Annotated in this window: 12 protein-coding genes; 2 read left to right on the top strand and 10 right to left on the bottom strand. The window is 42.3% G+C overall.

Going from position 1 to position 11,758, the window contains the following annotated elements; translation table 11 throughout:
- The first annotated feature begins 118 nt into the window (after positions 1-118).
- The gene (glsA, locus tag QVC79_RS08355; RefSeq protein ID WP_124318308.1) at positions 119-934 is read left to right on the top strand and encodes a lyso-glycine lipid O-acyltransferase GlsA; all 816 of its coding nucleotides are present in this window, start codon (positions 119-121) and stop codon (positions 932-934) included.
- Positions 935-946: 12 nt separating this feature from the next.
- Positions 947-1,900: a glycine N(alpha)-acyltransferase GlsB gene (gene glsB / locus QVC79_RS08350; protein ID WP_124318309.1), complete on the top strand. Its 954-nt coding sequence runs from the start codon at positions 947-949 to the stop codon at positions 1,898-1,900.
- Here the strand turns inward: glsB and QVC79_RS08345 are convergent, their stop codons facing one another.
- From QVC79_RS08345 to QVC79_RS08300, 10 genes are all read right to left on the bottom strand, one after another.
- Positions 1,901-2,515 (bottom strand): LysE family translocator, encoded by a 615-nt coding sequence (locus QVC79_RS08345; protein WP_151411743.1) that lies wholly within the window; start codon positions 2,513-2,515, stop codon positions 1,901-1,903.
- A 109-nt stretch (positions 2,516-2,624) separates the two neighbouring features.
- Positions 2,625-3,965 carry a PhoH family protein gene (locus tag QVC79_RS08340; protein ID WP_270593353.1) on the bottom strand — a complete coding sequence of 447 codons (1,341 nt, stop codon included), beginning with the start codon at positions 3,963-3,965 and terminating at the stop codon, positions 2,625-2,627.
- A 70-nt stretch (positions 3,966-4,035) separates the two neighbouring features.
- A complete protein-coding gene (lepB, locus tag QVC79_RS08335) occupies positions 4,036-5,415 on the bottom strand; it encodes a signal peptidase I (RefSeq protein WP_287642463.1) in 1,380 nt (459 codons plus the stop codon).
- 221 nt (positions 5,416-5,636) lie between these two features.
- On the bottom strand, positions 5,637-6,356 hold the full coding sequence (gene dapB / locus QVC79_RS08330; RefSeq protein ID WP_124318062.1) for a 4-hydroxy-tetrahydrodipicolinate reductase: 720 nt from the start codon (positions 6,354-6,356) through the stop codon (positions 5,637-5,639).
- A gap of 100 nt (positions 6,357-6,456) precedes the next feature.
- The gene (gene rplT, locus QVC79_RS08325; RefSeq protein WP_027200086.1) at positions 6,457-6,810 is read right to left on the bottom strand and encodes a 50S ribosomal protein L20; all 354 of its coding nucleotides are present in this window, start codon (positions 6,808-6,810) and stop codon (positions 6,457-6,459) included.
- Between the two features lie 83 nt (positions 6,811-6,893).
- Complete coding sequence (gene rpmI, locus QVC79_RS08320) at positions 6,894-7,088, bottom strand: 50S ribosomal protein L35 (protein WP_027200085.1); 195 nt, start codon at positions 7,086-7,088, stop codon at positions 6,894-6,896.
- 167 nt (positions 7,089-7,255) lie between these two features.
- Positions 7,256-7,789, bottom strand: a complete 534-nt coding sequence (gene infC / locus QVC79_RS08315; RefSeq protein WP_027200084.1) for a translation initiation factor IF-3 — start codon at positions 7,787-7,789, stop codon at positions 7,256-7,258.
- 32 nt (positions 7,790-7,821) lie between these two features.
- A complete protein-coding gene (gene thrS / locus QVC79_RS08310) occupies positions 7,822-9,774 on the bottom strand; it encodes a threonine--tRNA ligase (protein ID WP_027200083.1) in 1,953 nt (650 codons plus the stop codon).
- A 589-nt stretch (positions 9,775-10,363) separates the two neighbouring features.
- Positions 10,364-10,999 carry a redox-sensing transcriptional repressor Rex gene (locus QVC79_RS08305; protein ID WP_087420432.1) on the bottom strand — a complete coding sequence of 212 codons (636 nt, stop codon included), beginning with the start codon at positions 10,997-10,999 and terminating at the stop codon, positions 10,364-10,366.
- 64 nt (positions 11,000-11,063) lie between these two features.
- Entirely contained in the window at positions 11,064-11,438 is a 375-nt protein-coding gene (locus tag QVC79_RS08300; protein ID WP_124318173.1) for a bactofilin family protein, read from the bottom strand.
- Positions 11,439-11,758: the final 320 nt, after the last annotated feature.

Raw genomic sequence — 11,758 nt, 5'->3', positions numbered from 1 at the left:
CTATCCATTAAAAATGTTCATATTTTTCAATTCATATCCTCTCTAACGAATTTTATTGAATAAGGTTTTTTATCTTTGTCAAAAGTTTTGAAACAAGGAGATTCAATTCACATTTATTATGGAAGAAACGGTTAAACCGATATATATTGAACAGCTTTTTAAAAGTAAGAATCCGAAGTTAGCCCGCTGGATTCCGAAATTCGTCTATTCATTTTTAAAACGTGTGATCTGCCAAGACCAGATTAACGACTTTATCTCTAAATATGGGGATCAAAAAGGTTTGGATTTTGCCGAAGGCATCTTAGAATATCTTGATATTTCTTACATCATCGAAGGTAAAGAGAATTTACCCGATCCCAACGGACGCTACATTTTCGCCGCCAACCATGCACTGGGAGGGCCGGATGGCATCATTCTGATCTCTTTCTTAGGGAAAATATATAAAAAACTTAAATTCCCGGTAAACGATTTGTTGATGAACCTCAAGAATCTGAATAATATCTTTTTACCGGTTAACAAGCATGGAGCCTTGGCCAAAGAAGCTGCCGTGGATTTGGAAAACGCATTTGCCTCCGATGCCCAGATCATCACTTTCCCTGCTGGAATGGTAAGCCGCAAAGTTAAAGGTGTGATTCAAGATCTAGAATGGCAAAAAAGTTTCGTGGTTAAAGCAGTCAAATACCAACGGGACATTATTCCGATACGGGTAAAAGCGGAAAATTCAAAATTCTTTTATAATTTAGCAAACTTTCGTACCAAAATAGGGCTAAAGGTTAATCTGGAAATGATGTATCTTCCCAAGGAAACATTCAACAAAAAAGGTTCAACTTTTACCCTTGTCATCGGGAAACCCATTAAATGGGAAACGCTGGACAAGAGCAAAACCCCGAAAGAGTGGGCGGAAGAGATAAAGAATATTGTCTATCAATTATAGTCTACATAAACTATGCAACCAGTCATCTATCCTGTAAACAAAGCGAAATTATTAGCAGAACTGACAGAAGAAAGATTCATTCGTAAAACCAACAAAGGGGGAAACGAGATCTATTCGTTTAATGCTTTCAACAGCCCTAACTTGATGAAAGAGGTTGGAAGATTACGGGAATTAACCTTCAGGACTGCCGGGGGTGGTACTGGAAAAGAGGTCGACATTGATCCGTTTGATGTTGACGAACAGGTTCCCTACCAGCAATTAATCGTGTGGGACCCGAAAGAGCAGGAAATCTTGGGCGGGTACCGGTATATTTTATGTGACAACCTTCCTTTAAATCAAGAGGGAGAACCCAACTTGGCCACGACTGAATTATTCCGTTTCTCTGAGGCTTTCAAAAAGCAATATCTCACTAAAATGATCGAGTTGGGGCGTTCTTTCGTACAACCTTTGTACCAGTCTACAAAAATGGGACGCAAATCCCTGTTCGCCTTGGATAACTTGTGGGACGGTCTGGGCGCTCTTACCGTGGAGAATCCGGGTATGGAATACTTCTTCGGGAAAGTAACCATGTACACCAGTTTCAACATAGAGGCCCGTGACATGATCCTGTATTTCATGCGAAAGTATTTCAAAGACACGGAACGACTTGTCGAGCCGATTACTCCGTTGGAAATTCATATTGATGACAATAAACTCGGGAAAATACTCTGCGGAAATAATTATGACGAGGATTATCGAATCCTTTCTCGTTACGTCCGGGAACACGGGGAAAATATCCCCCCGCTTGTAAATGCCTACATGAGCCTGTCACCTTCCATGAAATCCTTTGGGACAGCCATAAACCCGGGCTTTGGTGGTGTGGAAGAAACAGCAATTTTGATCAAGATTGCAGATGTATACGAAACCAAGAAAGCCCGCCACATCTCGACCTATATACCTCGAATACTTCGATTAAGAAAATTCTGATCAAACAGTCACGAAAATCAGACTGATTCCGATGGCAAAATAGACCAACGATTCGATGATATGCATGATCAACGAGAATCGAGCATTTTGCATCAACCGACGTGATAATCGGTCTGCCAGCAAGGCTATCAACGAGAATATAACAATGGCCTGCGCCATAAAAAGCAATCCCAGCACCAGTAACTCTCCTGCCGGATTCTCCGTGGCAGGACTTACAAACTGGGGAAAGAATGCAATAAAGAACAACAGCACCTTCGGATTTAGTATATTCATCAGAATTCCCTTCCGGTACAGTTTATATTCTACCCCGGCAGCAGTCGGCAAAGCTAACGAATTTTCCTTCCGGTGGATATATGATTTCACGCCCAAATAAATCAAGTAAGCCGCCCCCATGTATTTCAGTACGCTGAATGCCACCGGAGAATTATATAAAATCAAAGAAAGTCCCAGACTCACAGCCGCCGTGTGAGCAATTAACCCCGTACACAACCCGCAAGCAAAAATAATTCCCGCTTTCTTTCCCCGGGTAATACTTTGCGTGATCACGAATAAAATATCCGGCCCCGGCATCAAAGTCAATAAAATGGCCGCACTTAAAAAACCCAGTATATTCACTTGAAAAAACTAAAAGTTGAAAACTAAAAGATAAAAGTTTAACCCAAAAGATAAAAGCTAACAATCCTAAATCATTGAACTTTTAGCTTTTATCTTTTAGTTTTTATCTTTACAGCAAGTTACTTGCCACTTCTGCTAGGTAACTTCTCTCTCCCTTCTCCAGATGCACGTGGGCAAAAATATCCTGCCCCTGCATACGGTCAAACAAATGCGATAAACCATTCGATTGTCGATCCAAGTAAGGAGAGTCTATCTGGTCAATATCTCCCGTGAATACCATCTTCACGCCCTCTCCCGCACGGGTGATAATCGTCTTTACTTCATGTGGCGTAAGATTTTGCGCTTCATCCACGATGAAAAAGACATTTGACAAACTCCGCCCCCTGATATAGGCCAGCGCCGAAATCACCAGACGTTCATCTTTCAACATATCCTCAATCAACCGATTCTCCTGACTATGCATATTATAACGATGCTTGATCACGGCCAGATTATCAAACAAAGGCTGCATGTACGGGCTAACTTTCTCGTTTACATCCCCCGGCAAATACCCCAAATCCTTGTTTGACAAGGCCACGATCGGACGTGCAAGGTAAATTTGCTCGAATGCTTTGTTTTGTTGCAAAGCTGCCGCCAAAGCCAATAACGTCTTTCCCGTACCGGCCTTACCGCTCAATGCTACCAACGAGATATTCGGATTCATCAAGGCATCCAGAGCAAACGCCTGCTCCGAGTTCTTCGGGTAAATACCGAAAGTATTTAGTTTCTCCACTTTTCGCACCACTTTCCGGACGGGATCATAACAAGCCAATACCGAATTACTACCATTCTTCAATATATAGTAATTATTTCCTTTAATTTCTTCCTTCGGGAAAAACGTCTCTACCGGAACTCCTGCCTCCCCGCTTTCGTAAAGCTTTGCGATCAACTCTTGAGAGAAATCCTCTTTTGTTTCTATACACTTGTTTAACGACACTTCCAAGTCCTTCACCTGATCGGTCTTGTAGTCCTCTGCCAAAATTCCCAGAGACCTCGCTTTCATCCTCAAATTCATATCTTTCGACACCAAAACGACCTTTTCTCCTTCTCTCTTCTCTGTTACATATTCGGCAATTGCCAATATCCGATGATCGGGTATATCCTCGCTAAAAGAATCATTCATTTTGGGAGAGAAAGGCACTCCCGTCTGGATAAACAAACGCCCTCTCCCCTTACCTAACGGCGCTCCTTTTTGAAAAAAATCTGATCCGGAAATCTGATCCAGTTCCCGGACAAACTCACGGGCATGGTAATTAATCTGGTCATTCCCGCGTTTAAACTTATCTAATTCCTCCAATACCGTGATTGGAATAACAATATCATTATCCTCGAAATTGTAGATGGATCTGTAATCGTGTAAAATCACATTCGTATCTAATACAAATGTTTTCTTATTTTTAGTTTTAGCCATAATGTAATTTTTTAAAACAATGACAAGTTACAAAATATAATAACAAAAAAAGCGGCACATGCCGCTTTTTTTAATGTATGAACCGGAATATCCTGTTCCAACGTATCTTACCCAAGAAAGATTTATCTTTATCCAGAGAAAGCCAGATAAAATAAGCTTTCCCGACAATATGATCTTCAGGAACAAATCCCCAGTAACGGGAGTCAGCCGAATTGTGACGGTTATCCCCCATCATCCAGTAATAATCCATCTTGAAAGTATATTTATCTACCGGGGCGCCGTTAATATATATAACGGAATCCTTGACCTCCAGTTTATTCTCCTCGTATGCCCCGATAATACGGTCATAAAGCGGTAAATTCTCCAACGTCAGGTCAATAGTTTCCCCTTTCTTCGGGATCGGTAACGGTCCAAAATTATCACGGGTCCACGGGTAATTCGGGCTATACGGGAATATTTGTCCATCATCCTCTTGATGATTCACGGATAAAACATTCGGCATTTTCTTGATCTTCTCTACCATTTCAACCGTCAGAGGCAACACGTAATGATTATTCCCCATATCCCCCCCATTAATATCTTCCATGGAAATCCCCATCTCTTGCAACTTTACCTTATTAAAGGGAGAATTCACGATAATATCATAATTATATTGCATCTTATCTTTATCCTCTAACTTCTTCCCGTTCACGTAAAGTACAGCATCCTTCATTTCCAGAACATCCCCCGGAATCCCGACACACCGCTTGATGTAATTCTCCCGCTTATCTACCGGGCGAGCAATAATCTCGTTCTCCCGCCAAATCTGTTTACGAGCGATAGACCAAGCCTCCTCCGGGGTTACACTCAACCCCTTCTCTTGTGCCACGTACCGAATAGCAGCCTCCTGTCCCCTGATTTGCGAATAGTAATCCGGGTTTTCCCTTCCGACTACTACCGTATCCCCCGCCGGAAAGTTAAACACGACAATATCTTCACGTTTAATCTCTCCCAACCCGGCAATCCGTTTGTAAGGCCATTGAATCAAGTCTGAATAAGCTTTCGTTGACTGGGTGAAAGGCAAGGTATGATGAGTAAATGGTACTGACAACGGGGTATTAGGTAATTTCGGTCCGTAAGCCACCTTACTCACGAAAAGATAATCCCCGACCAGCATGGACTTCTCCATCGAGGAAGTCGGGATCGTGTACGCCTCGAAAAAAAACATACGAATCAACGTTGCCGCGATAATAGCGAAGATCAAAGCATCGATCCACTCCACCGTCTTAGTCTGTTTTTCCACACCTTTCTTCTTCCAGAAAGCCCAATGCACTTTCTTCGTGATATAAATATCAAACAGAATAGGCACACCTAATAACAACCACCAGCTCCCGATCCATAATGTCCACAGCAGGTACACGAAAAGAACGCACCCTAATTTAAACCATTTATTTGTCAATATCCTACTCATATATTTCTTGATTTATGATTTTAGATTTTAGATTTCAACCGCACAAGACCAACGTTTTAACTACCCCCTCTAACTCCCCCTTACACAGGGGGAGGATACCGCCACACTGTTACATCGTAGTGCCTTCTTGCGTCCGTCTCTCCCCTTGTGTAAGGGGGAGCCGGAGGGGGTAGTCCTTTCATTCTAAATTCTAAATTTTAAATTCTAAACTACTTTAAACTCTAAATTTTCAACAAGTCTTCCATTCCAAAAACACCTTTTTTCCCCATCAGGAATTCAGCTGCCATCACGGCTCCCTGGGCAAAGCCATCCCGGGAATAAGCGGAATGGTATATCTGAATTTCGTCCACGTTCGATTTATAAGTTACCGTATGGATCCCCGGAACTTCTCCTTCTCTTTTGGCTTTTATGGGCAACTCTCCCGCACCAACCGCCCCTTCATCCAGTACCCAAGACGAGTATTCCGGATGCTCTTTCAAAATATCTTTTACCAAAGTAATAGCTGTTCCACTGGGAGCATCCAGCTTGTGAATGTGATGGGTTTCCTCGATAGAAACTTTATAATCGGAAAATCGAGCCATGGTCTGAGCCAACCAGCGATTCAAATGAAAAAATATATTCACCCCGATACTATAATTGGACGCGTAAAAGAATGCTCCCCCCAATTGCTCGCGTGACATCATCACTTCGCTCCATCTTTCCAGCCATCCCGTCGTACCGGATACCACCGGAACATGATTACGGAAACACCAATTGTAATTATCGACTGCCACGATCGGGGTTGTAAATTCAATCGCAACATCAGCCTGTTTCAATTGATCATCCGTACACGCTGCCCGGTTATTCTCATCCACGATCAACACGACTTCATGCCCGCGATTACGAGCCACACGCTCTATCGTTTTCCCCATTTTCCCGTATCCAAGTAATGCAATCTTCATTATATTGAATTAAAAATAATGTACCACTATTTTACAAAGGTAATATTTAAAAATAAAAAAAGGCCACCCGCGGGCAGCCTTTTCTGATATTTTATAATTACTAAGCTAACTCTTTCACTTTCGCAACGATTGCTTTGAAAGCTTCCGGTTGATTCATAGCCAGATCAGCCAGAACTTTACGGTTCATGTTTACCTCGGCTTTATGAACTAAGCCCATAAACTTAGAGTAAGACAAACCTTCCATTCTAACTGCGGCGTTAATTCTCTGAATCCACAACGCTCTAAATTCTGATTTTTTCTTCTTTCTGTCACGGTACGCGTACGTTAAGCCTTTTTCATACGTGTTTTTGGCAACCGTCCAGACATTTTTTCTTGCACCAAAGTTACCTCTGGTTTGACTTAAAACCTTTTTTCTACGTGCTCTTGAAGCAACGGCATTTTTAGCTCTTGGCATAATCTTTTGTTTTTTGAATGTTAGCGTCCCTCAAGGAACTTAACTAGCGTAACATCCTGGTTAATTACTGTTTTTTTAATTTCTTAGATACAAAGCATTTTTCTCACTGTTGCGTCGTTAGCCACGTCAACGATAGCTGTATGAGTCAAATTTCTTTTTCTCTTGGTTGCTTTTTTGGTCAAAATATGACTTTTAAAAGCATGTTTTCTCTTGATCTTCCCGGTCGCAGTCAAAGTAAATCTTTTCTTTGCACTGCTCACACTCTTCATCTTTGGCATTTGTTCTAATTTTAATTTGTTTCAGAATATATGTAATTATAAAATATCCAGTATCAATTTTAGATTTAATGATTTCAGATTTCAGATTGAAAAATCCAATGATGGAATGATTTTAGATTCACAGATCTATTCATTCTAAATTCTAAACTTTAAATTCTAAACTTCCACTATTTCTTAGGAGCAATCACCACGATCATTTTCTTTCCCTCAAGCATGGGAGCGGATTCCAGTTTCCCGTAATCTTCCAACGCATTGACAAAGCGTTCCAACAAGTCAGCCCCTTGGTCTTTAAACAGAATCGAACGCCCTTTGAAGAACACGTAGGCTCTCACCTTCGCCCCCTCTTGCAGGAACCCGATCGCGTGTTTCAACTTGAAATTGAAATCATGATCATCTGTTTGAGGCCCAAAACGGATCTCCTTTACAACGACCTTCACGCTCTTGGCTTTAATCTCTTTCTGCTTTTTCTTCAACTGATACAGGAACTTGCTGTAATCAATGATCCTGCATACAGGTGGATCGGCATTGGGGGATATCTCTACCAGATCAGCTCCGGCAGCTTCAGCCATGGCTAAAGCCTCTTTTAAAGGATAAACACCCGCTTCTACATTTTCACCAACGACTCTCACAGAAGCAGCCCGAATTTGCTCGTTCACTCTGTGCTGTGGCTTGTCATTTTGACCTCTGCCCCTAATTTCCATTGTTCTTGCTATAATTAATCCTCCTTTTATTATTATTCATTGTAGATAGAGTTCAACTGAGCTTCTACCTCTTTATTTATCATTTCCGCAAATTCTTCCGTTGTCATGGATCCTTTGTCTCCCTCTCCTTGACGACGAACAGAAACTTTATTTTCGTTCATTTCCTGCTCTCCGACAATCAACATATAAGGAATCTTTTTCAACTCGTTATCACGTATCTTACGACCAATCTTTTCGTTACGATCGTCTAAAACGGTGCGAATGTCGGAATTATTTAAGAAATTTACAACTTTTTGAGCATAATCGTTGTATTTTTCACTGATCGGGAGTACCACGACCTGATCCGGAGTCAACCACAAAGGGAATTTTCCACCCGTATGTTCGATCAACACGGCCACGAAACGCTCCATACTTCCGAACGGTGCCCGGTGAATCATTACCGGACGATGTTTCTGGTTATCAGCACCCGTGTATTCCAACTCGAAACGTTCCGGCAAGTTATAATCCACTTGGATCGTTCCTAACTGCCACTTCCGCCCGATGGCATCCTTCACCATGAAATCCAGTTTCGGACCGTAGAAAGCGGCCTCACCCAACTCTACCGTTGTTTTCAAACCTTTCTCGGCTGCCGCCTCGATAATGGCACTCTCGGCTTTCTCCCAGTTTTCATCGGTTCCGATGTATTTCTCCTTGTTATTCGGATCTCTCAAGGACACCTGCGCGGTGAAATTCTCGAAACTCAACGCTTTGAATATCGTGAAAATAATGTCGATTACTTTCTTGAATTCCTCTTTCAACTGATCGGGCGTACAGAATAAGTGGGCATCATCCTGCGTAAACCCGCGAACCCTTGTCAACCCGTGCAATTCCCCGCTCTGCTCGTAGCGATATACCGTACCGAATTCTGCAAAACGAACCGGAAGATCTTTATAAGACCGCGGTTTGAATTTGTACATCTCGCAGTGGTGCGGGCAGTTCATCGGTTTCAACATGAATTCCTCCCCTTCTTGCGGGGTCGTGATGACCTGAAAACTATCCTTACCGTACTTCTGGAAGTGTCCCGAAGTCTTGTACAAATTCACGTTACCGATATGCGGGGTGATCACCTGCTCGTAACCGTACTTCTTCTGTACCTTGCGCAAGAAGGCTTCCAGACGATCTCTCAACATGGCTCCCTTCGGCAACCACATCGGAAGTCCCGAACCAACTGCTTGCGAGAACATGAACAACTCCATCTCCTTACCAATCTTACGGTGATCGCGTTGTTTTGCCTCCTCCATCAATACCAGCCATTCGTCCAGCATTTTTTGTTTCGGGAAAGTGATACCGTATATACGGGTTAACATCTTGTTATGTTCGTTCCCTCTCCAGTATGCCCCGGCAACAGAAGTCAACTTGATAGCCTTGATATAGGATGTATTGGGCAAGTGCGGTCCGCGGCACAAGTCCGTGAAGTCACCTTGACGGTAATACGTGATTGTTCCGTCTTCCAAATCGTTGATTAACTCTACTTTATATGTTTCATTGAGCGATGAAAAATGATTCAACGCCTCTTGCTTACTAACGTCTATCCTGCAATACTCCTCGTTTTTTCTTGCCAATTCCAACATTTTCTTCTCGATCTCCACCAAATCTTTCTCTTGGATAGCAACACCTTCTCCCGGATCCACGTCATAGTAGAAACCATTTTCAATTGCCGGACCGATACCGAACTTGATATTCGGGTAAATAGCCTGCAAAGCTTCTGCCATAAGGTGTGCAGATGAGTGCCAGAAAGCATGGCGTCCCTCTTCATCGTCCCATGTATATAGCTTAATCTCGGAGTCTGTTGTTATACCGCGCATCAAATCCCACGTGACGCCATTTACGGATATAGACAACACTTCCTTAGCCAGCTTATGGCTAATCGACTTAGCTATGTCCATGCCGGTTACCCCGGACTCGAACTCTTTTACATTCCCATCGGGAAATTTAATCTTTACCATTCTGCTTTCTTTTAGTTATTACTTTTTGTAATTTACGAACCGCAAAATTATAAAAAAACATCGGAATATCAAAGAAAAAGCCCGGCTTAAACACGTCTCTTGTCTTGAAAAAGAAACAGACACGAGGCATGTTCGAGAACGACCCCGGATGTTATTTAATAAATGTAAATATTCGCTATTATTTATCTACTTTATTGCATTCACATTGTGACCCGCTCCCATTCCACTCCCATCCCTCCCCTATTCCCCTCCTATTAATATTGAAAATATATTAAATTATAATATAATATACAAACGAGCTGGTTAATGTATGACAACAAGTAAATACATAAAATATAAATAATTGATTTACAATATATTGCCTAACAATATTTGTATTTTTCTAAAAAAAGGTAACGTGTAGATGTTAGCTCGGGAAAAAATGAGAGACGAACTCAAAAGTCATGCTCAAAGCGGCAACCTTCCCTAATCCCTCCTTACTCGGAAGAGGGAACCGCTTGGTAATCAACCCTTCCCCTGTGTAAGAGGAAATTAAAAACTAAAAGATAAAAGGTGTCGGCTCGCACACTGGAATCTAAAATTGACAAAGCTATTCCTGCCCATGTAATTTATTAAATAAAATGGCCAAGTTCGTGTATATCGTCGTGTTCTGCACGGCAATATGGGCAGGCACTTTAATCCGGGCCGGGGTAAAATTCCAAATAGCCTTAATCCCCCAAGCAACCATTAAATCGGCCACGTTCTGGGCACATTCGGCCGGAACGGTAATGATACCTATCGCCACGTTACATTCTCCCGGCATTCCCCGGAACTGGTCCACGTGAAAAATCTCGACATCATTAATCTTGGTCCCGATTTTAGACTTGTCCACGTCGAAAGCCTTCTGTATATTCAACCCAAAATTTCTCAATCCCTTATCCTGCAACAAGGCACATCCTAACGAACCTGCCCCAACCAGAAAAGCGTTATTAATCTTGTTGAAACCAAGAAAGTCATCCAGTATCTCCACGAAATTATCCACCTCGTAACCCACACGAGTTTTACCGGAGATACCGGTATGCGACAAATCTTTCGTCACTTGCGTGGCGTCTATTTCCATGTATTCGGCAATCCTTGTCGATGAGACGTATTTCTCTCCCTGCTTTTGCAATGTCTTCACGAAAGAAAGATACGCGGGCATCCGTCTCAAGACCGGAACTGGAACAACTTTACTATCATTAGCCATATAACGTTCTATAATTTCTGCAAAGTTATATCTTTTCGGCGAAATCCGACACAAAGAATTTGCATTATTTCTTTTCTGCCGTTTCCGGGCGACCAATACCTTTGGCAGACACAACCATACTACACTCCCCGTTAAACACCGCCCCGACTTCAACAACCATGGTTGCCGCAGAGATCGTTCCCTTCACGTTTGATTTTGCCCTTAACACGACAATACCGGTTGAAACGATATCCCCCTCCACGTTCCCGAACACGTCAATATTCGGAGAATTAACTTTTCCCGAAACACGAGAAGAAGGCCCGAGCACCAAACGCCCATCAGTACGAACTGTCCCGACAAGCGTGCCGTCAATCCGTATATCCCTTGGCGTTTGAATATCTCCCTCCACGACGACACCTTCATTCAAAAGATTCAAGATTGCCTGTACTTCCTTTCCCATATTTTTATTTCATTTTATTTCCCAAATGCGACACATACGTTACTTCGATAATTAGCACGTTTTCTTATCATGACATACTAATTCCGGGTTTAAAGTTAGTGAAATTTCGTCAAATACATACACCATCTCTTCCGACACACACTCACTCTTCACCTCACGCCCCACGCTCGTCAGATGAAATAGACGAAAAGAATACACCACACAGCCTACATTTCTCAAATTTATTCCACATTTGCACGCAATCAAAAACCCATGCTTCTTATATATTATTAACATTTTCATCCTCAAACACACGCCTTTTTCCACTGAAAAGAAATATC

The organism is Butyricimonas sp. (assembly GCF_019423355.1).
Lineage (GTDB): Bacteria > Bacteroidota > Bacteroidia > Bacteroidales > Marinifilaceae > Butyricimonas > Butyricimonas faecihominis.
The sequence above is the reverse complement of the archived record's forward strand: the minus strand, read 5'-3'. Positions and strand labels throughout refer to the sequence as shown.